We start from the raw sequence: 21,671 nt of genomic DNA, 5'->3' as shown, positions 1-21,671 counted from the left end.
CTGTGGCGGCGATCTATGGCCGCGTTGACCAATCTATTGACCGGGCGCGGCGGGGTTTTCCCCGGTGATGGCGGGCACGCGGAGGTGCTGGCGCGCACGCCATTCGAGCGGCGTCATGTCGGTCCATCGCCTGAAGGCGCGGTGAAAGCTGGTGACCGAGGCGAAGCCCAGCTTTTCGGCCACCTGCTTGATCGGCAGCTCACGGTTGGCGAGCAACTGCTCGGCGCTGAGCCGCCGGCATTGCTGGGTCAGCTCGGCATAGCTCAGGTCGAGGGCCGACAACTGCCGGCGCAGGCTGCGCTCGGTGAGGCGCAGTCGGTCGGCCGTCTCTTGCGCCGATGGCTGGTGAGGCAGGGCGGCCAGCAGCCAGCGGCGCACGCGCTCGGCAATGTTCAAGCCCGAGCGCTGTGCGGCGAGCGCCGCCTCGGCATTGCTGCGCGCGGCCAGGTAGGCGACCGGGTCGTGCGTCTGCAGCGGCGCATCCAGCAAGGCCGGATTGAACTCGACCGCACAACGGCGCTGGTCGAACCGCACCTTCGGGCCGAAGGTCGCGGCGTAGCGCTCGGCCTGGCCTTCGGGGCAGGGATAGGGAAAGTCCACCGCATGGATGTCTTCGGCGCGCCCGCGCGCAAACCGCACCGCCTGGAACGCGCTGGTGGCCACGAGCTCGGTGCGGAAGTGGCCGCTGCGGCCGCCGGTGACGACGGGTTCGACGAGGATCTGCGCGCGGCCGTTGGGGTGCTCCAGCGCCATCTCGGAGCGTTCGAGAAACAGCGGCGCGAAGTGCTCGATGTCGTTGATGACCTGGCGCAGCGTCGGCGACACCAGCGTCACCTGCATCAGCGCCACATAGCGCATCAAGCCCTTGCTCTTGCCGGCGACGAGGCCGAAGCAGGGGTCGCCCGTCACCTCGATGGCGGCCGCCATCAGACCGTCGAAGAGGCTGACCGGCAGCCATGGCCCTTGGTCGTCCAGCGCATCCACCGATGTGAAGCCGCAGCGCTTGAGCGCAGCCAGCGCATCGAAGCCCTCGACCTCGAGAACGTAGGCCAGCGTCTTGAAATTGACCGGGGACACTTGCATGGCAGGCGGGGGCAAATGGCAATCAGCGGTCGACCCTGAGGCGAGCCCAGGCATGGAGCCGTCGAGTGTTTCATGCACCGTTCGCTGCCTGACCCCCGGGACTTTCCCGACCTGAGGCGAGCGCCTGCCGAACCGGTTGGCCGGCTCTCGTGCCGAGGCGCGGTGGGGCATGGCGTACAACGGCCTTTCGTTCACAAGGCCGCGCCCGTTACGAAAGTTTCACCTGTAACTTGGAGCCGTCGTCCCAATGAGGGATTGTTGGTGCACCCTCGCGCACCCATGATCCGACAACCGCCACCTCGACGGTTTCGCAGCCCTTCGGGCCCGCTCCAGTCCCATGTCCGTCACGTCTGCCGCACAGTCGATCGTCCAGGCCCTTCTCGCGGCACTCGGCCCCTCTCAGAACCAGCGTCTGCTGCGGCTTCACACGCCGTTGGGTCCCAACGTGCTGCTCGCCGAGCGTCTGCTGGGCCACGAGGCGGTCGGCCCCACGCATGGTCATGAAGCACCGGCCGGGTTCAAGTTCGACGTGCTGGCGCTCAGCACCAACGCCCACCTCTCGCTCAAAGACCTGATCGGCCAACCCGTTCGGCTCGACCTGCTGACGCAGCAAAGCGCCACGGTGCTGCGTCCCTTCCATGGCCACGTCACCGCCTTCGCCTTGCTCGGCAGCGATGGCGGCCTGGCGCGCTACAAGCTCACCATCGAACCCTGGCTCGCCTTCCTGGGCCACCGGCAAGACGCCTGGGTCTTCCAGGGCCAGACGGTCATGCAGATCGTCGACGAAGTCTTCGCCGACTACCAAGGCCAGGGCAAGCTCGGCCCGGCCTGGCGCTGGGACCTCGCCGACCCGGCGGCCTACCCGCAGCGCAGCCTGTGCATCCAGTACCACGAGAGCGACCTCTCGTTCGTGCAGCGCCTGTTGCGCGAAGAAGGGCTCTTCTGCTGGTTCGAGCACGAGGCCGATGCCACCGAAGCCCTGGGGCGCCACACCCTGGTCATCGCCGATCACAACGGTGCCTTTCAGCCCAACCTGCAGCCGCACGTGCGCTTCACGCAAAGCGCAGCGGCCAGCTTTCGCGAAGACAGCCTCGGGCGCTTTGGGCAAGTCCGCCGCGTGGCCACCAGCGCCTTGCAAACGGCCAGTTGGGACCACCGCCGCGTGCAGCAAGCCAGTGCCGCCATCTCGGGTGATGCGCGCCTCAACCCCGGCGAGCTCGAACTCACCCTGCGCGATCAACCCGGCGCTTACGCCTACGAAGGCAGCGAGCAAGCCCAGCGCATCGCCCAACGCCAACTCGAATCACTGCAAGCCACGGCCCACCAAGCCCACGCCCAAGGCGCCTGGCGCACCGCCGCCTGCGGCACCACCTTCAGCCTGACCGAGCACCCCAGCGCCGACCCCAGCACCGTGTGGGCCGTGCTCGGCGTGCAGCACCGAGCACGCAACAACCTCAACGCCGACCTCGGCTCGGCCCTGAAAGCCCTGCTGGGCGACCTGCCCGGGGCGTTTGCGCCGAAGCCCACGCCGACTGAAGACGGTGCTGCGCCGCGTGCCCCACGCCCCACCCTGTTCAAGGCCAACGCCACCGAAGAGCCGCTGTACCAGGCCAAGCTGCTCACGCAAGACGCCGCTGTCCCCGTGCGCGCGCCGGCCCGCCTCAACAGCCAAGCCGAGCCGCTCTTCACCCGCCCCCAGGTGCCCGGCAGCCAAAGCGCCATCGTCGTCGGCCTGGGTGAACCTGTGCACACCGACCGCGACCTGCGCGTCAAGGTCCAGTTCCATTGGCAACGGGGCACGCAAGGTGCGCACCGCCTCGACCACAGCGCCGGCAGCAACGCCCCGGGCAACGACAGCGCCGGCACCTGGGTGCGCGTCAGCCAAGCCTGGGCCGGGGCCAACTGGGGTGGCCACTTCACGCCCCGGTTGGGCCAAGAGGTGCTCATCGCTTTTGTCGAAGGCGACATCGACCGCCCCGTGGTCATCGGCAGTGTCTACAACGGCGCTGGCCAGGCTGATGCACAAGGCAACCAGGTCGCCGCAGGGTCCGCCACTGCCACCGGCAACGCGGGCGCGTGGTTCCCCGGCAATCAGAAGGTAGGCGAACACGAAGGCCACCAGCATCCGCAAGTGCTCAGCGGGTTCAAGAGCCAAAGCCTCGACAGCAGCCAGAGCGGCACCGGCGATCACAACCAACTCGTCTTCGACGACACCCCCGCGCAGGCCCGCACGACGCTGGGCAGCACGCAAGCCAAGACCTGGCTGCACCTGGGGCACTTGCTGCAACAGCGCGACAACGAACGCCTCGCCAAGCGCGGCCACGGCATTGACCTTTTCACCAGCGCGCATGGCGCGGTGCGTGCCGGCAGCGGCCTGCACCTGAGCGCCTACAGCCGCAACAACGGCACGCAAGGCGGTGGGCAGAACGCCGAAGCGCGCGATGCCATCGCGCAACTCGAACAGGCGGCCGAACTGGGGCGCACGCTGGCCGACACCGCGCAGAAGCACCATGCGAAGTTGGCGGGTGAAGCCGCTGCAGATGCATTGGTTGTGCTGAAGGGCGGGGGCGCGCTGCGCGAAGGCCTCGCGTCGGTCCAGTCGGTGGGTGGCTTTGCTGCCTCTGCTGAAACGATGGCTGAAAGCGGAGGGGACGCGGCCCCGGCCCAAGAATCGACTTTTGACGAACAGGTCGCTGCAGAAGATGTCGTGTCTCGCACACCGTTGGTCGGCTTGGCGTACTTCGCCAAGACTGCCTCAGGCCAAGTGCTACGCGGGTACACGGACAGCACAGGAAAAATCCCTCGCATCAAGACGGAGGGTGACGAACTGATCGAGGTGCACTGGGGCATTGCCGCACTCGAACGTTTTGACGCTGACGGTCAAGAAGGCGGGGTGTGAAGTGACGACGATCGTTCCGGCCTCGACCACGGCAAAGGGCAATGACGAAAAAGAGTCCTGCTTCAAGGCGCAAGTCAATGTGCGCAGTTGCATCGACTTCAAGACGCTGTGGTCAAAGCACCCGACGAATTGGAGTCCGTCGGAGCCGAGCCCCTTTCCAAAGGCGATTTTTGAGAACCAATGCGCAATCAAGGTGAGCCTGGCGTTGCAGCTCGCGGGGCTCTCCATGCAGTCGTTCAAGGGCGGAACCGCCGCGCACCCCGTGCGCGCACTGGACAACCGGACATACCGTGCGGCCTTGATGGCAGAAGAACTGGCTCGGTGGTTGTCGAAGGCCTTGGGAGAGCCGGCGGTCATCAACCCTGCGGACTTGCCTTCGGTTCGGTCCTTGCGCACGAAGAACGGGATCCTGTTTTTCAAAGACTTTTGGGCTCGACAGGTCGGACGTGGCGCAGTTGAGTCTCATGCCGCGAGAAGTGGCGACCACATTGACCTGTGGGACGGGGAGCGCCTGCCGGGATTGCCGGGTGTTGGTGAAGGGGATTTCATGAGCGGACCCCGGGCATGGGTGCACTACATCGAGAACGCCAAGCAGTTGCGATTCTGGGAGTTGACGTAGTGGGCCGGGTTTTGCGGTGCTTGGCATTCGCGGGGCTGCTGCTGGTCGCGGCGCTCCCCCTGAGCGCACAAGCCGCTGAGACGTCCGCCGAGCCCTTGGAGTTCGAAGTGGGTAGCGCGTTGTTTCGTCTCTACAACGAGCAAGGCCGATGCTTTGTCGGGGTGACTGATCGGGCATCCAAGCGTCCGTGGACGTTCGTCGATATCCCTGTTGCCTCCCCGTGCGATGTCATGACCCGCGGGCCCGGCTGGGCCTTCGCGCCGGCAGTTCGAGGGAACAAGCCCGGGCCGTATCGTTTGAGAATCGTGGGCGCCCTGCGCACGCAACCGGGTGATCGAAGCGAGTGCGGAAATCAGTGGGTCGATGTTCTCGTTGAGCCACGCTCGGGCACAGTGAAAGTCGGGTCTCTTGATGAGAATCCTGAACGTCGAAGCTTTTGCCCCAGGGCTTGGCGAACTGACAACTATTGGTAGCTCGGAGAGCTCGATGGTGAGAGGTTCATCTTTGACGTCTCGAAGTTACCTCTGGATGGCTGGGCTGTCGGCTGCCTTTGTTGGCTGTGGCTCACCGATTCACGATTTGAGCGCACACGCTGAACAGCAGCGTCACATGACGGCCGATTTTGAGGTTCTTGCGCAAGTGAAGGCGTTGTCTACCCAGCTGGAGCAAGTCCAGGCGCGGGGCGACTGGGTCGAAGCCAATGCCATCGCCAAGCGTGGTCTCGACTTGATCGGTCAACGCCACGTGATCTCGCAGACCATCGACGAAACCGGCACGAGGCTTGTGTTGGCCGATGCGCAAGAAAAGGCCGGCGCACTTCAGACATCGGCCTCGATTCGACGCAGCGTGCTCGATGCCCGCATGCAAATGCTCCGCCAGAAACTCGGCACGCAGAGCCTGGGTTCGAGCGCACCACGTTGAACAGCACTTTGAACTGACATGGCCAAGACCGTACCCGCCACCCCGAGCCTGCCCATCGCCGGCGGCACCGGCAGCGTCCCCGCATGGGCCCGCCCCGAACTGCTGGTCAGCGCACCCGGGGGCATAGCAACAGCCACCGCCGCCCATGGCGTGTGGACCGCCGGACAGACTGCCGCCCTCACTGCGGGGCAAGACATCGACTGCGCCAGCCAGCGCCACACCGCGGTGGTGGTGAAGGGCGGCCTGAGCTTCTTCAGCTACGGCAAGGCCAGCAACCCCAACAAGCCGAACGCCGAAACCGGTATCCAGATGCATGCCGGCAGTGGCAACGTCAGCGTGCAAGCCCAGCGCAACACGCTCAACCTGACAGCTGACAAGTCGGTCGAAGTCAGCAGCGTGACCAACGCCATCACGATGGGCGCGCCAAAACACATCTTGCTCACGGCAGGTGGGGCCTCGCTGCGCATCACCAATGGTGCGATCACGCTCACCACGAGCGGGCCGGCGAATTTCAAGGCGGCGATGAAGGAGCTGGCCGGGGCGGGAAGCGCCAGTGCGAGCCTGAGTTTGCCGACGCCAGGGAAATTGGCCGAGTGCCCAAGTGCCCTGGCGGCCGCAGCGGCTGGGGGCGCTAGTGCGATCTGAACAGACCTCGCTTACGGGGGCGGGCGTGTCTGAGGGTAGCGATGAACCTTTGAGCGTCCTCGTGCGCGCGTGTGAGCCTGGAATACCCGTCTTTGCTCTGGTAGACCCTTTGGTGGGTGAGCCGATCCCCGTGGGGCCAACGGGTGTGGGTGCCCCGCTCGACGAGCTCACGAGCGCGCGGAAGGCTGCTTGGGGTCGTGACGTGGTGCCCGTTGAGTTGCATGCGACCATTGAATTGGCCCCGAGCTTCCACCCCTATCTGGTCGCCCTGCGTGGGGCGGATGACCCGTGGCTTGTTGCCAGTTTCACCCTCGCCGACAGCGAGCGACTTGAGGCACAGGCCGACGGTTTGGCCGGCCAGGGTTGTGCTGCGCTGCGCTTCGGTGGGTGGTTGCATTCCAGTGCCCACGCCGAGCAGATCGCGCAAGCCCTGAGCGACATTCTGCGTGTGCGCTGCGAAATGGCGGTCAAGCCCCGCTACCAGCGTCTGGTGGATCGGCGCCCACTGGCCTGGGCGCGGTGTGTGGCGGGTGAGGTGCGTGTGCGCGCCATGCTTGGCCCCATCCAGCGGTGGACTTACCTCGATGCCACCGGGGCCGTGGACCATATCGACCGTGGCCGTGACGAGCAGTGCAGTGCTTTGCAATGGTCTGCCCCCGAGTGGAAGACCTTCATGCAAGGTGACCTGGTTCACCAGACCCTGGCGCGCTACCTCGGTGAGCTGGCGCAATGCGGGCGGCGCACCTTGGCCCGTGAGCGTGACCTGTTGATGCAGGCGCACGGGGCTGTGATGCAAGTGCCAGGGGCGAAGGCCCGCTGGCCCAGCCGCTTCACCGAAACCCAGGACGCCACTGCATGGGCCACCCTGCTGCTCTTGCATGGGGACGTCCTCGCGTCTCCAGTGGTTCAGCGTGTATTTCAGGACGCGGGTGACGACCATGCCGGCGCGGGCGTGCACGAACTCGCCCCCATGTTGAATGACCTGCTATTCGAGTCCCAGCCATGAATGCGAAATCGCACGACGAAAGTCCATGCACCACTTGCAACAGAAGCAGTCTGTCTCTTCTGCTGCTGCGCCCGTGCCCCATTCCAGATGACCCGAAGATGTTGTTCAGCGGGAGATACAAGGTGGAGGCGGATGCACTCGTCGCGGGGCTCGTGCCTGCGGGCAAGCCCGCCAAGGTGAAGTATGCGCTGCGTCTGCTGCGCGAAGGCTACGTGCATGTCTTCGTGCCGAAAGCGCCTGGAGGGGGCAGTGCTTGGCATGTGTACCGGGTGACGCCATCTAGCGACCTGATCCCAGAGAAACATCCCCTGTTCAAGTCCAGCGGGCCTTTCAAGTGCTTTGACAAGAAGCACAACGTTTCGGGCATGAAGCTGTTGCCGATCCCGATGGCGCATCAGATCGACAAGCTCTGGGTGGGCTTCAGCGCGAATTTGTGGAATGACACGCTCAAGGGCAAGAACGCCGCGAATCCCGCAGTCATGCAAGAGGTGATCTTGTCCGAGGTCGGAACCAACGAGTTCCGGCCAGACGCTGCGACGCTCAAGGCACACGTGCTTGAGTTCGCCATGGGCACGCTGCGTGTTCGCGACGTGGATGCGAACTTGACAGAAGACTATGTCAGCCCCTATCCGTACACCGGCATGACGGGCCATGACGAGTTCATGCCCGCGAACCTGCAAGCTGCCGCAGCTTGCCATGCGAAGACCCGTGGCAAAGGCAAAGCCATCGTGCTGCGCGACCCCGTGGGGGTCACCACCGAGCTCAACTCGTTGCGCCAACAACGGCAAAAGGTGGCCGCGCGTGCCATCGCTGCCGAGTGGGCCAAGCCAGAGAACGCGCACCCACTGAACAGCTCTGCAGCACTTTCGATGGTCGAGCGGATCACCACGGGCGAGGCGGTTGCCAGCGCTGAAAACCAGCTTCGCGGTGGTGTGATGACGAAGGCTCAGTTCGATGCATGGGATCGAACCACCAACTACACGCCGGCCGCTCAGAAAAAGTCTCCGGAAGACAGGCCCTACTGGGTGCCACTGGAAAGCACCCCCGAGATACTTCAAACCTATGGCCGCGACATGGGGCAGCGGGTGATCCCGGGGCTTCAAGAAGAAACCATGGACAGGGCCTGGCGCAGCGTCGATGCCGCATGGGCCAAGATGCAATCGACCTACTATGACGAAGCGGCTCGCCAGAAGTGGTTGAATGAATTCGAGGCTCGCATGAAGGCGAGTCACATCGACGAAGTCGCTAAGTATGAGGCGGACTGGTGGGCCTCACGTCAGGACTTGAGCTTCAGCAACTACTTCGCACTTCATTTCGAAGAGAGCGACCCCAACGACCCGCTCAGTCACCGTTCACCCGGACTGACCTACCTCACGGAAGTTGCAGGGGCCATGACGCCGGCGCCGGTCGCCGGTGGCGCGGTTCTCACCGCTTACATCGCTGAACTCAACAAACCTGTCAGCGACACGACTGCTGTCATGCTGCGCGCCCTGGTGTGCAACCAAGGCTGCCTCATGCCGCCGTTGCAGGCCGTGCTCGACACCAACCTGTCGGTTGCCAGCGCCTTTGTGACCCACACAGTGCAGGACGAAAAGAAAAGCGTCTACGCACATCTGAACGAAGACCGTTTTGACAAGGTCTACGACTTGGGCAAAGGCGCTGTCAGCTTTATTAGCGACCCCAAGCACCCCAACGCCCTCCAAAAAGCTGTCGCCAAATACAGCTGGCTCAGTGCGGCCTTGGGCGACGCGGTGGGGATCTTCGGTTTGTCAATTTGCACCAGCATCGCTGCGGCCGTGGCGGCCGCAGGGGTTGCGCGTGGTGCAACCCATGGAGCCCAAACCCCTTGGGGCAAAGCTGCGTTGAACCGGGTGATGAACCTCAAAGTTGCCCAGCGCGCCCTTGACCTCGCGTTGGACGCAATCACCCGCACCGGGCCCGGCATCGCGACGCCCGTGCTAATCAGCATGACCTATTCGTTGCACGACGCAACCATCTTTTTGCGAGAGCGCGGCGGGTTCAGTTCAGCCCACATCAGACGCAGAAGTTCGGGGCAGAAGGTCACGCTGTATTTGCTCACCGATACAGAAGAAATCGCCAAGCACAACGGCAATATCGACGCAGTGGTTGCCTCAGGTGGTGGGCGGGTCGATTTGCAGCGCCCTGCGGCACTGGTTCTGCCTAAGGGCTTTCCAAAGGTCATCAGTCGAGATGTGGCTGAGAGACTTTGGCGCAGCCAGTCAAACAAAGTACTCCAGTTTGCGAAAGAAGGCGCTGCTGATTCGGCGGCTCTGCTTGGCACAGTGGATGGGCGCTTGGCGGTTGGCGGCCTGGCGATCAACCTTGTCGGTCTCAAGAAGGCGCTGGGGGATGTCATCAAGGGCCCCGACAAGGTGAAGCCGAGACCGGGCGTGACCCAAGAAGAAATCGCCGCCGCCGCCTCTCGGAAGGCGTTCACCAACTACCTGGGCCTGCTGGACGCTTGTGGTGGCACGGTGGGGGCCACGGTTGACCTTCTTGCCTACCTGAAGGAAGACCGCATTCTTGCGGCGGGCGGCGAGGCGGCCGTGCGACAAAGCGGCAAGTTGGCCGCCTACAAGCTCGCCGGGGCGCTGTTTGGCTTGATGGGGGGTGGGCTGGCGGCTGTTGGCTCAATGCGAAAATTCGATGATGCGCAGAATGCTGGGCAGGAGAACGTTGCGGCCTTCTATGCCCTGTCAACTGCTGCATTCGTCGGAACAATTGGAACTTCTACGCTTTCTGTTGTGGGCTCTTTCGCGGAGTGGGTGGTCAAGTCGCAATCCAAGGGCGTGATCCGACAGGCTGCCCTGAAAAAAGTCGGAGATGATGTGCTCAAAGGGGCTGCCAAACACTTGGCCGGCAGGGGTGTAGCGATTGCACTTGGTGTTTCTGTGCCGGGCTTTGGCTGGATACTCCTGGGTCTGGGCATTGGCTTTGAGGCCATCGCTATTTGGCTGACCCCTTCGCCCATACAGGTCTGGGTCAGTCGCAGCTACTTTGGAAAAAGCAAAGCCACGGACGTAGAAAACCGCCCCTTTGCCAAGGGGGACTGGGCCAGTGAGCGCGAGGCGCTCGAAAAAATCTTCACGCCCAAGAAGGACGGCTAGTCCCGAGCCAATACTATTCGCTTTGCCCCGTTTGGATTAAGGTCTCGAAACCCAGCGCGAGGCTCCCTTCGATTCCTCAGGGCAGTCCGATCCACCTCCGCACGAAGGGGTGTTGTGGGCTGTCCGAAAAGTCCTGACTCCTTGTCTTCCCGAGGGTTACCCCACCATGTCTCGCCCCGAGTTGCGAACTCAAAAGAAGCCTCGATACCAAGACGGGGTCGCGGGTGTCAGCACTGACGAGGCCCGGCTTGATGGGGAGACCTCGGGCTTGGTCAAGCGCTACGACAAGCGCCTGCGCGCCAGTGACAAAGTGATGGCACTGGGCTGGATCAGAGCAGCCTACGTTGATGCGATTGAATACACCGGAATGTCCAAGGACACGCGAGGGATGGGACTGACGTTTGGTGTGGTCGCCGGTACTTGGCTTTTGGGTATCGGGCTCTACGTGGCGTACAACTTCATTACTACCGGCAATTGGTTCGTGAAACTCCTAGGGGTTTTTGTCGGTGCGGGAGCGCTGGGCGTGGGAACCTTCAGCGTGCTCTGGATGTCCCGCCTTGAGCTCTTTGGCCCCGAAGACGAACCCACAATATTCGACCGCAAGCACCGCAAGGTCTACCGAATTGCGCGTGATGTTCGGCCAGGTCTCGCCGGACTGCTGAAGCGCTGGCCATTGAGCGCTTGCGAGTACGACTGGGACCTGATCGATGCTGAACACCACGCCACCCTGAGCACCACCGGCAGCACGGCGACGCGTACACACGAGTTGACGATGGTCGTGCGCAGCAGCCCCAGCGACCCCACCATCGTGGACGGCTTCCGAATCGGTAATGCCCAGGTTCTTCGGAGTGACGCCATGACCGATGCCGTGTGGGAGCACATCCGCCGCTTCATGGAAGAAGACGGCCCCCACCTGCCGTCAGCCACTGAACCCCTGGCGGATCGGAGCCCATCTGACACGCTGTGGCAAAGCATGGGGGTGACCGGCCCCTTCGGGCCAAAGTACGGCGAGTGGTGGAAAGACGCCCCGGGGCTGACCTTTCTCAGCCACTTGTTCTTTCCTGCCTTTGCGCCCCTGTGGTTCATCTGGGCGGTGTGCCATTGGCTCAGCTACAAGACAGCCGTCCCCATTGCTTGGCCCAACGAGGTGCTGCAAGCCGTGGGGCCCATGCACAGGCAGCGCGCACGGTAGAAGACGCAGTCCCCAACAACAAAAAACCCGCCGAGCTTGCGCTGGGCGGGTTTCTTTAGGATCGCGACTGAATCACTTCAGCTTGGTTTCCTTGTACATCACGTGCTTGCGAGCCTTGGGATCGAACTTCATGATTTCGATCTTTTCGGGCGTGGTCTTCTTGTTCTTGTCGGTCGTGTAGAAGTGACCGGTGCCGGCGCTCGACTCCAGCTTGATCTTTTCGCGTCCACCTTTAGCCATGATCTGCTCCTAAATCAGAGTTCACCGCGAGCACGCAGGTCGGCGACGACTTGCTCGATGCCCACCTTGTCGATCAGGCGCAGCGCGGCATTGCTGATGCGCAGGCGGACCCAGCGGTTTTCGGTTTCCAGCCAGAAGCGGCGGTACTGCAGGTTGGGCAGAAAACGACGCTTGGTCTTGTTGTTGGCGTGGGAAACATTGTTGCCCACCATCGGGCCCTTGCCCGTGACTTGACAGACGCGTGCCATGACGCTTCTCCGTTTGAACTGATTTCAGGCTGACGTCTAGAGCAAGTGCGATGGAACCATCGGAATCACTTGGTGGACGCCCTTCGAAGGCTCTGAGGTGGTGCGACCCTGCCCGTGAGCAGAACCCGCAAGAACCCCGGCCGTTTTCGGCAAAGACAGCGATTATAGACAGCTTTTTGGCCGGAAACCATTTCCGGCCGGTCAATCGTCAGCTGGCGCCGCCTTGTTCGAGGAAACGCTGGGCGTCCAGCGCGGCCATGCAGCCGGTGCCGGCGCTGGTGATGGCCTGGCGGTAGATGTGGTCTTGCACGTCGCCGGCGGCGAAAACGCCGGGCACCGTCGTCATCGTGGCGAAGCCGCTCAGGCCGCTGCGGGTGACGATGTAGCCGTCTTTCATCTCGATCTGGCCCTTGAAGATGTCGGTGTTGGGCTGGTGGCCGATGGCGATGAAGCAGCCCTGCAACTTGAGGTCGCGTGTGCTGCCGTCTTGCGTGTTCTTGATGCGCACGCCGTTGACGCCGGATGCGTCACCCAGCACTTCGTCGAGCGTGTGCCAGAGGTGCAACTCCATCGAGCCGGCTGCGACCTTCGCGTGCAGCTTGTCGATCAGGATGGCCTCGGCGCGGAACTTGTCGCGGCGGTGGATCAGGTGCACCTTGCTGGCGATGTTCGACAGGTACAGCGCCTCTTCGACGGCGGTGTTGCCGCCACCGACGACGCAGACTTCTTGACCGCGGTAGAAGAAACCGTCGCAGGTGGCGCAGCCGCTGACCCCCCGGCCCATGAAGGCTTCTTCAGACGGCAGGCCGAGGTACTTGGCCGAAGCGCCGGTGGCGATGATGAGCGCGTCGCAGGTGTAGGTGCCCGAGTCGCCTGTGAGCGTGAAGGGGCGCTGCGAAAGATCGACCGTGTTGATGTGGTCGAACACGATCTGCGTGTTGAAGCGCTCGGCGTGTTGCAAGAAGCGCTGCATCAGCTCGGGGCCTTGCACGCCCATCACGTCGGCCGGCCAGTTGTCGACTTCGGTCGTGGTCATCAACTGGCCGCCTTGCGCCATGCCGGTCACGAGCATCGGCTTCAGGTTGGCGCGGGCCGCGTAGATGGCAGCGGTGTAGCCGGCGGGGCCGGAGCCGAGGATGAGGACTTGGGCGTGCTGGGTCGGGGTGCTCATGGCGGATTCAAGAAGTCACAAGGAAGGCCGAAAGGCGCTGGAGTGTTGGAAGTGTCACATGGGGCTGACAGCCACTGGCGTCAATCCGCCGAATGGTGACAATAGCCAATCTTTCGGGAAGCGTGAGTTTTCCACGATAAACGTCCGAGCCGCCGCAAGAAGGAGGATTTCCGATGGCCATGTTGTCCAACCTGGACCTGATTCGCCGAGTGCCCCTGTTCTCATTGCTGACCAACGAACAGGCATCGGCAATCGCCGACAGCGTGGTCAAGCGCCGCTTCCGCCGGGGCGAAATCATCGTTGAGCATGGCAAGAAGTCGAACGCCCTGTTCATCTTGCTGACGGGCCGGGCGCGCGTGTTGACGTCCGACTCTCGGGGCCGCGAGGTCATCCTCGCCGTGCTGCAGCCCGGCGACTACGTCGGCGAGATGAGCCTCATCGACAACGAGCCGCATTCGGCCACCGTGCGTGCCGAGGTGCAGACCGACATGCTGATCCTCGGCCGGCAAGAGTTCGCGCGTTGCCTGCCTGAAAACTCCAGTCTCTCGTACGCCATCATGCGCGGCCTCGTGCAGCGCCTGCGCAGTGCCGACCGCCAGATCGAATCGCTGGCCTTGCTTGATGTGTACGGCCGCGTGGCGCGCTCGCTGCTCGACATGGCCGAAGACGACGGCGAGATCAAGATCATCCGCAACAAGGTTTCACGTCAAGACCTGGCCAAGATCGTCGGGGCGTCGCGCGAGATGGTCAGCCGGGTCATGAAAGACCTCGAAGACCGCGGCATCGTCGAGACGCAGGAAAACGGCTCGGTCATCATCAAAGAACGCCTCACCAGCGGCGGTTGATCGGTCGGTGGCCGGCGCCCTGCGAGATACCCTCTGAAACGGGGTTGAGGCGGGGCGATCGGCCACAATCGGCGGATGACATTTCCGCTTGGATCGCTGCGTGCCGACACCGGCAGCACGGCCGCCTCGGGCGGCTCCTCTTCCACGTCTTCATCCACCTACACGCGCGACGCGTTGAGCGGCGCCCCCAGCGTGGCGTCGCCCGCCGCCGTCGGTCTGCGCGACAAGCTGCTCGTGCTGGCCGGTGGGGTGCTGTGGTTGCTGGCGCTGCTGGCCCTGGCCACGCACAGTGCGGCCGACTCCGCGTTCTCGACCTCGGGCAGCGCGGCCGTGCCGGCCAACAAGGCGGGTGCGCTCGGGGCGTGGTTCTCTGACCTCACCTACGTGCTGTTCGGCTATTCGGCCTGGTGGCTGATGCTGGTGGGCTTGCGGGCGTGGCTCGGCGCGCTGGCACGCGTGCTGCGCGGGGGGGACCTGGTTCCGGCCGCGTTGCCGCACCGGCATGCGGCCTGGATCTTCTGGGGCGGCCTCGCCGTGTTGATGGCCGCGAGCTGCTCGCTCGAATGGACGCGCCTCTACCAATGGGAAGCCGGTGTCGCTGGCGGTCACTCGGGGGGCATCGTCGGACGCACGCTCGGCGGTGTGAGCATGGCCATGCTGGGCTTCGTCGGCTCGGGTGTGTTGTGGATCGCCGCTTTGGTGGCGGGCCTGTCGATGGCCTTCGGCTTCTCGTGGCTGCGCGTGGCCGAACGCATCGGCGCGTGGTTCGACTCGCTGCGCGAACGGCGCGTCGAGCGCATCGAGCGGGCCGAAGACATTCGCCTGGGTGAGCAGGCCTTGCGCGAACGCGAGCTGGTGGTCGAAGAAGAACACCAGTTGCACGAAGACCACTTGCCGATCGTCATCGAGGCCCCGGTGGTCGAGGTGCCCAAGAGCGAGCGCGTGGTGAAAGAGCGCCAGAAGCCGCTCTTCACCGAACTTGCCGACACCAAGCTGCCGCAGGTCGATCTGCTCGACGCGGCGCCGGGCCGCCAAGAGACGGTGCCGCCCGAGACGCTGGAGATGACCTCGCGCCTCATCGAGAAGAAGCTGAAGGACTTCGGCGTCGAGGTGCGCGTGGTCGCGGCCTCGCCGGGCCCGGTCATCACGCGCTACGAGATCGAGCCGGCCACGGGCGTGAAGGGCTCGCAGGTCGTGAACCTGGCGAAAGACCTCGCGCGCTCGCTCAGTCTGGTGAGCATCCGCGTGGTCGAGACCATCCCGGGCAAGAACTACATGGCGCTCGAACTGCCGAACGCCAAGCGCCAGACGATTCGCCTGAGCGAGATCCTGGGCTCGCAGGTCTACAACGATGCCTCGTCGCAGCTGACCATGGGCCTGGGCAAGGACATCATCGGCGCGCCCGTCGTGGCCGACCTCGCCAAGATGCCGCACTGCCTGGTGGCCGGCACCACCGGCTCGGGCAAGTCGGTGGGCATCAACGCGATGATCCTGAGCCTGCTCTACAAGGCCGAGGCGCGCGATGTGCGGCTGATCCTCATCGACCCGAAGATGCTTGAAATGAGCGTCTACGAGGGCATTCCGCACCTGCTGTGCCCGGTGGTGACGGACATGAAGCAGGCCTCGAACGCGCTCAACTGGTGTGTCGGCGAGATGGAGCGCCGCTACAAGCTGATGAGCAAGCTCGGTGTGCGCAACCTCGCCGGCTACAACAAGAAGATCGACGAGGCCACCGCCAAGGGCGAGCTGATCGGCAACCCCTTCAGCCTGACGCCCGAGCAGCCCGAGCCGCTGGAACGACTGCCCTTCATCACCGTCGTGATCGACGAACTGGCCGACCTGATGATGGTGGTCGGCAAGAAGATCGAAGAGTTGATCGCGCGCCTCGCGCAGAAGGCCCGCGCGGCCGGCATCCACCTGATCTTGGCGACGCAGCGCCCGAGCGTGGACGTGATCACCGGCCTCATCAAGGCGAACATCCCGACGCGCCTGAGCTTCCAGGTCAGCAGCAAGATCGACAGCCGCACCATCCTCGACCAGATGGGCGCCGAGGCGCTGCTCGGCATGGGCGACATGCTCTACATGCCCTCGGGCACCGGCTTGCCGATCCGCGTGCACGGCGCCTTCGTCAGCGACGAAGAGGTGCACCGCGTGGTGAGCTACCTCAAGCAACAGGGCGAGCCGAACTACATCGAAGGCATCCTCGAAGGCGGCACGCTTGACGGCGAGGGCGGCGACGCGATCGCCGGCCCGGGCGGTGAAGGCGGTGGCGAAGCCGACCCGATGTACGACCAGGCCGTGGGCATCGTGCTGCAGCACCGCCGGGCCTCGATCTCGCTGGTGCAGCGCCATCTGCGCATCGGCTACAACCGCGCCGCGCGTTTGTTGGAACAAATGGAGAAATCCGGCCTCGTAACTGCCATGTCCACCAACGGCAACCGCGACATCGTCGTGCCCAAGCGGGACGACGCATGAGCGCAAGGCCCTTCTGCATGAAAACACTTGTCTCTCGGTTCTCGGTGGCGGTGCTGGTGGCATCCGCCGCCGGCGTGGCGCAGGCCGATGCGGTCGATCAACTGCGCGGCTTTGTGCGCGATGCGAAGTCGGGCAAGGCTGCGTTCTCGCAAACGGTCACTTCGCCCGATGGCGTGAAGAAAAAGACGTCGAGCGGCCACTTCGAGTTCGCGCGCCCCAACCGCTTTCGCTTTGCCTACACCAAGCCCTTTGAGCAGGTGATCGTGGCCGACGGCCAGAAGGTGTGGATCCACGACACCGACCTGAACCAGGTCAGTTCGCGCAAGCTGACGCAAGCACTGGGCGCCACGCCGGCGGCCTTGCTGGCGGGCGGTTCGCTCGATGCCGACTTCACGCTGGAGGCCCTGCCCGACGCCGAAGGCCTGAGCTGGGTCGAAGCCCTGCCGAAGGCGAAAGACTCGGCCTTTCAGTCGCTGCGGGTCGGTTTCAAAGGCAAGGACCTCGCCTCGGTGCACATCACCGACAGCTTCGGCCAGCGCTCGCTGTTGCAGTTCACGCAGTGGGTGGTGAACGCGCCCATCGACGCGGACCGCTTCAAGTTCGTCGTGCCTGCGGGTGCGGACGTGCTGGAGCAGTAGCCGGGGCAGGCGCAGCGCGGTCTGGGCCTGCGCGCCGCCGCTCACTCACGCAGACGGCGCGCGGCTCAGCTCCGCGCCGGCAACACCAGCTCGAAGCAGCTGCCGCCGCCCTCGCGGTCCTGGCAGCGCACGCTGCCGCCGTGCTTGTCGGCGATCTGCTTGACGAGGCTCAGGCCGAGGCCCACGCCGCCAGCCTGCTCGGCGTGGCCGGGCAGTCGGTAGAAGGGCTCGAAGATGCGTTCGCGCTGCGCGGGCGGCACCCCGGGGCCGCGGTCGCAGACCTGCACGCCGACCTGGCCGGCCATTGCGCTCACCTGCACTTCGATGTCGCCACCGCCGTAGCGGCGTGCGTTTTCGAGCAGGTTGCGCAGGGCGCGGCGCAGCAGCCGTTCGGACCCCATCACCATCGCGGGCACCCCTTGCACCTGGGCATCGACGCGGGCGGCCTCTTCGGCGGCCAGGGCCAGCAGATCGACCGGCTCGCGCTCGGTCAAGTCGCGGTTGGCGTCGAGCCGGCTGGCGAGCAGCACTTCTTCGACCAGCGCATCGAGTTCGGCCACGTTGGTGTCGATCTCGCGCTTGAGGCGCAGGCGCTGATCCGGCGCGCTGGCTTCGTCGAGCATCGACACGGCCATCTTCATGCGCGCCAGCGGGGAGCGCAACTCGTGGCTCGCATTGGCCAGCAGCGACTGGTGGGAGCGCACGAGCTGCTCGATGCGTTCGGCGGCCTGGTTGAAGCTCGTGGCCAAGGCCGCCACCTCGTCATGCCCCGACACCTCGACGCGGTGGCTCAACTGGCCGGCGCCGAACTGCTCGACGCCGCGCTTGAGCGCGTCGAGCCGGCGCGTGAGGCGGCGCACCACCGGCCACGCGCCGATGGCCACCGCGACGAACAGCAGCACCAGCACCACGGCCAGGCCCACGCCGCGCTGCCAGGGTGCGGGCAGGAAGGGGAACTGGGGCGCCGGTGCCGGTGCACCGAAGCGGCGTTCGCCATCTGCCTGCGGGCGCAGCAGGCCCGGGCGCGTGACCCACAGCGTGCGGCCGTCGTCGAGCGGGATGGCGAACTGCCGCACGCCCTTTTCGCCGACGCGCCGCTGGAAGGACGTGGACTCGGCGATGCGCCGGCCGTCGGCCGTGTCGAGCGCGAGCGGCAGGCGCAGCCGCTCGGACCATTCATGCACGGCATCGGCCTGCTCGCGTTCGGGTGCGGTGCCGGGCGGCAACGAGCGCTCGATCAAGTCGCCCCAGGCGGACATGCGCTCGCTGACCATCGACTGCACATTGCTGCGCTCGCGTTCGAGCTGGCGCTGGAAGAGCCAGCCCGAGCCGAACGCGAACAGCAGCAGCACCGCCACGAGCGTGAGGTAGATGCGCAGGGTCAAGGTGCTCATGCGAAACGGCTTTCTCGGGGCTCGGTGGGTGGGTCAGTGGCTGAGCGGTGATGCGTTCAAGGTGAGCGGGGCCCATTCGGTCGGGATTCGAAGGCCCGGCGAGGCATGTCGGCGCGACTCTTCGACAGGCTCAGGGCGAACGGGATGTGTGCCTGGCGAACGCAATGTGATGCTCGGCGACACATGGGGCGCTGGTTGCATCGGGCGTAAGGCTCGGCGCGCTCAATCGTTCCCTTCCGCATCCTGCTTCTTCGCAAAGATGTAGCCGGTGCCGCGCACCGTGAGCACGCGGCGCGGGTTCTTCGGGTCGTCTTCGATCACGGCGCGGATGCGCGAGATGTGCACGTCGATGCTGCGGTCGAAGGCATCGACCGGGTGGCCTTTCAGCGCGTCCATGATCTGGTCGCGCGAGAGCACGCGGCCAGGGCTTTGCGCCAGCACCACGAGCAGGTCGAACTGGTGGCTGGTCAGGTCGCACAGCTTGCCGGCCAGGCGGGCGACGCGTTCGCCGAGGTCGATCTCGAGCCGGCCGAAGCGCAGCACCTCGTCGGGCCCGGTGCTCGGTGTGGCGCGTCGCAGCAAGGCCTTGACGCGGGCCAGCAGTTCGCGCGGCTCGAAGGGTTTGGTCAGGTAGTCGTCGGCGCCCAGTTCGAGGCCGAGGATGCGGTCCATCGGCTCGCCGCGTGCGGTCAGCATCAAGAGCGGCAACTGGCGCGTGCGGGGCGATGCGCGCAGCTCGCGGCACAGGTCGAGGCCGTCGCCGTCGGGCAGCATCAGGTCGAGCACCAGGGCGTCGAAGCCGGTGTCGGCCAGCGCACGGCGGCCGGCGGCCAGCGAATCGGCCACCTGCACCTCGAAGCCGGCGTTGCGCAGGTAGTCGCTCACCATCGCCGACAGGCGGGCGTCGTCGTCGATCAGCAGCAGGCGTGATGTCATGGCAAAGGGGTGTTTGTCGGGACGAGCGAGGGCGCGTGAGGCGGCCCGGCGAGAACGGCACGAAGCCCGCGGCGCAAGCCGCGGGCCCGATCAGACCACAGTCTTTGGGGGCGTCATGCCGGCCGGGCCGGTCACTGCGTCACCGGCGGCGGGGTGCTGCCGGGGCGGGCCTCGCCGCGCGGGCCGTGGTGCCGGTCGCGCATGCGTTCGACGCGCTTCTTCATCTGCGCGGCGAGCTGCTGGCGCTGCTCGGGGCTCAGCACGCGGCTGATCTCGACCAGCGCCTGCGACATGCGACGGCTCGACTGGTCGTGCTGCGCCACCATCTGCTGGCGCAGCGCCTCGACGGCGTTCGCATCGACCGTGGGCGCGGTGAACAGCTGCGCGGCCTGCTCGCGAAGCTGCCGGGCGGTGTCGCGCTGGCCCTTCAAGTCGGCGGCGGCTGCGCGCACGATCTGCTTGATCTGCGTGCGCTGCGCTTCGGTCGCGTTCACGCCTGCCAGCATGCGGTCCACCCCCTTGTCGATGCGGGCCGGGTCGCCGGCCATGAAGCCCATGCCGGGGCCATGCCCGTGGTGGCCACCGGGGGCCGCGGCCCAGGCGGTCATCGCCACGCCGGCCGACACGGCCAGCAGCATGCCGCCGACCACCCGCTTCCAGCCCATGAAGCTGCCTTGTGCAGCCGAGATGTCAGTGCTTGCCTTCGTCATCGTCACTCTCCTTCAGTCAAGGGCCGATTGCCCATGAAGGCATGGTCGGCTCGGTGCGTGAACGCCTTCTGCACGGGGGGTAAAGATGTGTGAACCACGCCGCAATGCACAGCTGCCGAAAAAGCTTTCAAGCTTTGCCAGGGGGCGTCGATATCCGGGCAGACGCCCTTTTTGCGCCGGGCGAGGATTGCCTGCCCCCGAGGTTTCATGCTGACCCAGACCCGCCGCCTTACCAACTTGCTGGCTTCGCTCGATGTCGCGGGCGGGCCGGGCCAAACCCGGGCGCGTTTGAACCCGTGGCGGCTGTCGAGTCACTTCCAGCCCATTTACAGCCTTTCGCATGGCCGGGTGGTGGGGCACGAGGCCCTGCTGCGCGCGCACGATGCCGAGGGCGGCTTCGTGTCGCCGCTGGACGTGTTCGGGGCTGCGACGAGCCAGAAAGAACTGGCCTGGTGCGACAGCCTGAGCCGCGTGCTGCACCTGAGCAACTTCAGCGCGCATGCCCTGCCGGCGCAGTGGCTCTTCCTGAACGTGCACCCGCAGGTCCACCAACTGCTCGCCCTGCGCCCCGATGGCGCCGGCTACATGCGCGAGGTGCTTGGGCACTTTGGCGTTCGCGGCGACCAGCTCGTGCTGGAGGTGGTCGAGAACGAGATGACCGATGTACAGGCCTTCGAAGACTCGATGCACATCGTGCGTGAGCAGGGCGCGCTGATCGCCATCGACGATTTCGGTGCGGGCCATTCCAACTTCGACCGTGTGTGGCGCCTGCAGCCCGACATCGTCAAGCTCGACCGCAGCCTGGTGGCGCGGGCCGCCAAGGAACGCCGCGCGCGCCGGGTGGTGTCGCAGATGGTGTCGCTGCTGCACGAGTGCGGCGCGATGGTGCTGATGGAAGGTGTCGAGACGCAAGACGAAGCCCTGCTCGCGATGGAGGCCGATGCCGACATGGTGCAGGGCTACTACTTCGGCCGCCCGCAGCCCCTGCCCATGCCCACGGGCCACGCGCCCGAGCAACTGACCAACCTGTACGACCGCCTGGGCGAGTTGCGCGCGCGCCACCGCCTGGAGCATCGCGACCGCCTCGCGCCGTACCAGAACGCCATCGGCCACGCCGGGGTGCTGATGGAAACCGGCCACGGCGTGAACGCCGCCTGCCAGTCCTTCCTGCAGCTGCCGCAGGCCGAGCTGTGCTACGTGCTCGACGCGGCCGGCTACCAGATCGGCGAACACGTGTGGCCTGAAGACGAGGCCCACCGCGGCAGGCTCGGGGCCTACGCGCCGCTGCGGGCCACCGAAGGCGCCTGCTGGGCCCGCCGCCCGTACTTTCGACGCGCGGTCGAACACGTCGGCAAGGTGCAAATCACGCGGCCTTACCGCACACTGCACGGCAACCACACCTGCGTGACGGTGTCGTTTGCGTTCCATCACACCGAGAGCGGCCAGCAGCAGCTGCGGGTCGTCTGTGGCGACATGCGCTGGTGTGAAAACGATTCGCTGGACGACTGAGTCGACTTGCCC

Annotated in this window: 18 protein-coding genes; 11 read left to right on the top strand and 7 right to left on the bottom strand. The window is 65.3% G+C overall.

Translation table 11 applies throughout. The annotated features are described in order from the left end of the window. Positions 1-33 precede the first annotated feature (33 nt). Positions 34-1,083: a helix-turn-helix domain-containing protein gene (locus AC1KAT_RS03950; RefSeq protein WP_480322993.1), complete on the bottom strand. Its 1,050-nt coding sequence runs from the start codon at positions 1,081-1,083 to the stop codon at positions 34-36. A gap of 337 nt (positions 1,084-1,420) precedes the next feature. Between AC1KAT_RS03950 and AC1KAT_RS03945 the strand changes: the two genes are divergently transcribed. The 7 genes from AC1KAT_RS03945 to AC1KAT_RS03915 all read left to right on the top strand — a co-directional run bounded on the left by AC1KAT_RS03945 (position 1,421) and on the right by AC1KAT_RS03915 (position 11,493). Then, entirely contained in the window at positions 1,421-3,982 is a 2,562-nt protein-coding gene (locus AC1KAT_RS03945) for a type VI secretion system Vgr family protein (protein WP_480322992.1), read from the top strand. 1 nt (position 3,983) lies between these two features. Then, positions 3,984-4,601: a T6SS effector amidase Tae4 family protein gene (locus AC1KAT_RS03940; protein WP_480322991.1), complete on the top strand. Its 618-nt coding sequence runs from the start codon at positions 3,984-3,986 to the stop codon at positions 4,599-4,601. 609 nt (positions 4,602-5,210) lie between these two features. Continuing rightward, entirely contained in the window at positions 5,211-5,522 is a 312-nt protein-coding gene (locus AC1KAT_RS03935; protein ID WP_480322989.1) for a hypothetical protein, read from the top strand. A gap of 18 nt (positions 5,523-5,540) precedes the next feature. Next, complete coding sequence (locus AC1KAT_RS03930; RefSeq protein WP_480322987.1) at positions 5,541-6,167, top strand: DUF2345 domain-containing protein; 627 nt, start codon at positions 5,541-5,543, stop codon at positions 6,165-6,167. A 112-nt stretch (positions 6,168-6,279) separates the two neighbouring features. Continuing rightward, the gene (locus AC1KAT_RS03925) at positions 6,280-7,173 is read left to right on the top strand and encodes a hypothetical protein (RefSeq protein WP_480322985.1); all 894 of its coding nucleotides are present in this window, start codon (positions 6,280-6,282) and stop codon (positions 7,171-7,173) included. Further along, positions 7,170-10,301 carry a T6SS effector BTH_I2691 family protein gene (locus AC1KAT_RS03920; protein ID WP_480322983.1) on the top strand — a complete coding sequence of 1,044 codons (3,132 nt, stop codon included), beginning with the start codon at positions 7,170-7,172 and terminating at the stop codon, positions 10,299-10,301. Before AC1KAT_RS03925 ends, AC1KAT_RS03920 begins: the two co-directional genes overlap by 4 nt. A 166-nt stretch (positions 10,302-10,467) precedes the next feature. Then, the gene (locus AC1KAT_RS03915; RefSeq protein WP_480322981.1) at positions 10,468-11,493 is read left to right on the top strand and encodes a DUF6708 domain-containing protein; all 1,026 of its coding nucleotides are present in this window, start codon (positions 10,468-10,470) and stop codon (positions 11,491-11,493) included. 72 nt (positions 11,494-11,565) lie between these two features. Here the strand turns inward: AC1KAT_RS03915 and rpmG are convergent, their stop codons facing one another. The 3 genes from rpmG to trxB form a co-directional block, all read right to left on the bottom strand. Next, positions 11,566-11,733, bottom strand: coding sequence for a 50S ribosomal protein L33 (gene rpmG, locus AC1KAT_RS03910; protein WP_047498832.1), 168 nt, complete (start codon positions 11,731-11,733; stop codon positions 11,566-11,568). Positions 11,734-11,747: 14 nt separating this feature from the next. Next, on the bottom strand, positions 11,748-11,981 hold the full coding sequence (gene rpmB / locus AC1KAT_RS03905; RefSeq protein ID WP_480322979.1) for a 50S ribosomal protein L28: 234 nt from the start codon (positions 11,979-11,981) through the stop codon (positions 11,748-11,750). A 208-nt stretch (positions 11,982-12,189) separates the two neighbouring features. Beyond that, positions 12,190-13,152, bottom strand: coding sequence for a thioredoxin-disulfide reductase (gene trxB, locus AC1KAT_RS03900; protein WP_480322977.1), 963 nt, complete (start codon positions 13,150-13,152; stop codon positions 12,190-12,192). Positions 13,153-13,325: 173 nt separating this feature from the next. On the opposite strand from trxB, the gene AC1KAT_RS03895 reads away from it, so the two are divergent. The 3 genes from AC1KAT_RS03895 (at position 13,326) to lolA (ending at position 17,110) form a co-directional block, all read left to right on the top strand. Continuing rightward, positions 13,326-13,997 (top strand): Crp/Fnr family transcriptional regulator, encoded by a 672-nt coding sequence (locus AC1KAT_RS03895; RefSeq protein ID WP_480322975.1) that lies wholly within the window; start codon positions 13,326-13,328, stop codon positions 13,995-13,997. Between the two features lie 75 nt (positions 13,998-14,072). After that, positions 14,073-16,472, top strand: coding sequence for a DNA translocase FtsK (locus AC1KAT_RS03890; protein WP_480322973.1), 2,400 nt, complete (start codon positions 14,073-14,075; stop codon positions 16,470-16,472). A 17-nt stretch (positions 16,473-16,489) separates the two neighbouring features. After that, positions 16,490-17,110, top strand: a complete 621-nt coding sequence (lolA, locus tag AC1KAT_RS03885) for an outer membrane lipoprotein periplasmic chaperone LolA (RefSeq protein WP_480322971.1) — start codon at positions 16,490-16,492, stop codon at positions 17,108-17,110. Positions 17,111-17,175: 65 nt separating this feature from the next. On the opposite strand, the gene AC1KAT_RS03880 is transcribed toward lolA, so the two are convergent. The 3 genes from AC1KAT_RS03880 to AC1KAT_RS03870 all read right to left on the bottom strand — a co-directional run bounded on the left by AC1KAT_RS03880 (position 17,176) and on the right by AC1KAT_RS03870 (position 20,150). Further along, positions 17,176-18,504 carry a HAMP domain-containing sensor histidine kinase gene (locus AC1KAT_RS03880; RefSeq protein ID WP_480322969.1) on the bottom strand — a complete coding sequence of 443 codons (1,329 nt, stop codon included), beginning with the start codon at positions 18,502-18,504 and terminating at the stop codon, positions 17,176-17,178. A gap of 222 nt (positions 18,505-18,726) precedes the next feature. Beyond that, a complete protein-coding gene (locus tag AC1KAT_RS03875; protein WP_480322967.1) occupies positions 18,727-19,440 on the bottom strand; it encodes a response regulator in 714 nt (237 codons plus the stop codon). Positions 19,441-19,571: 131 nt separating this feature from the next. Then, on the bottom strand, positions 19,572-20,150 hold the full coding sequence (locus AC1KAT_RS03870; protein ID WP_480322965.1) for a Spy/CpxP family protein refolding chaperone: 579 nt from the start codon (positions 20,148-20,150) through the stop codon (positions 19,572-19,574). 207 nt (positions 20,151-20,357) lie between these two features. Between AC1KAT_RS03870 and AC1KAT_RS03865 the strand changes: the two genes are divergently transcribed. Beyond that, the gene (locus tag AC1KAT_RS03865) at positions 20,358-21,659 is read left to right on the top strand and encodes a sensor domain-containing phosphodiesterase (RefSeq protein WP_480322963.1); all 1,302 of its coding nucleotides are present in this window, start codon (positions 20,358-20,360) and stop codon (positions 21,657-21,659) included. Positions 21,660-21,671: the final 12 nt, after the last annotated feature.

This window comes from Piscinibacter sp. PDB5-1 (assembly GCF_056676035.1).
Note: the sequence above shows the minus strand (reverse complement) of the source record. Positions and strands in the feature narration are given on the sequence as shown.

Coding starts and splice junctions, on each gene's coding strand:
- AC1KAT_RS03875 (WP_480322967.1), bottom strand. CDS start 19,440: ATGACATCACGCCTGCTGCTGATCGACGACGACGCCCGCCTGTCGGCG.
- rpmB (WP_480322979.1), bottom strand. CDS start 11,981: ATGGCACGCGTCTGTCAAGTCACGGGCAAGGGCCCGATGGTGGGCAAC.
- AC1KAT_RS03935 (WP_480322989.1), top strand. CDS start 5,211: ATGACGGCCGATTTTGAGGTTCTTGCGCAAGTGAAGGCGTTGTCTACC.
- rpmG (WP_047498832.1), bottom strand. CDS start 11,733: ATGGCTAAAGGTGGACGCGAAAAGATCAAGCTGGAGTCGAGCGCCGGC.
- AC1KAT_RS03880 (WP_480322969.1), bottom strand. CDS start 18,504: ATGAGCACCTTGACCCTGCGCATCTACCTCACGCTCGTGGCGGTGCTG.
- AC1KAT_RS03870 (WP_480322965.1), bottom strand. CDS start 20,150: ATGACGAAGGCAAGCACTGACATCTCGGCTGCACAAGGCAGCTTCATG.
- AC1KAT_RS03930 (WP_480322987.1), top strand. CDS start 5,541: ATGGCCAAGACCGTACCCGCCACCCCGAGCCTGCCCATCGCCGGCGGC.
- AC1KAT_RS03950 (WP_480322993.1), bottom strand. CDS start 1,083: ATGCAAGTGTCCCCGGTCAATTTCAAGACGCTGGCCTACGTTCTCGAG.
- AC1KAT_RS03865 (WP_480322963.1), top strand. CDS start 20,358: ATGCTGACCCAGACCCGCCGCCTTACCAACTTGCTGGCTTCGCTCGAT.
- AC1KAT_RS03895 (WP_480322975.1), top strand. CDS start 13,326: ATGGCCATGTTGTCCAACCTGGACCTGATTCGCCGAGTGCCCCTGTTC.
- AC1KAT_RS03945 (WP_480322992.1), top strand. CDS start 1,421: ATGTCCGTCACGTCTGCCGCACAGTCGATCGTCCAGGCCCTTCTCGCG.
- AC1KAT_RS03920 (WP_480322983.1), top strand. CDS start 7,170: ATGAATGCGAAATCGCACGACGAAAGTCCATGCACCACTTGCAACAGA.
- AC1KAT_RS03890 (WP_480322973.1), top strand. CDS start 14,073: ATGACATTTCCGCTTGGATCGCTGCGTGCCGACACCGGCAGCACGGCC.
- lolA (WP_480322971.1), top strand. CDS start 16,490: ATGAAAACACTTGTCTCTCGGTTCTCGGTGGCGGTGCTGGTGGCATCC.
- trxB (WP_480322977.1), bottom strand. CDS start 13,152: ATGAGCACCCCGACCCAGCACGCCCAAGTCCTCATCCTCGGCTCCGGC.
- AC1KAT_RS03915 (WP_480322981.1), top strand. CDS start 10,468: ATGTCTCGCCCCGAGTTGCGAACTCAAAAGAAGCCTCGATACCAAGAC.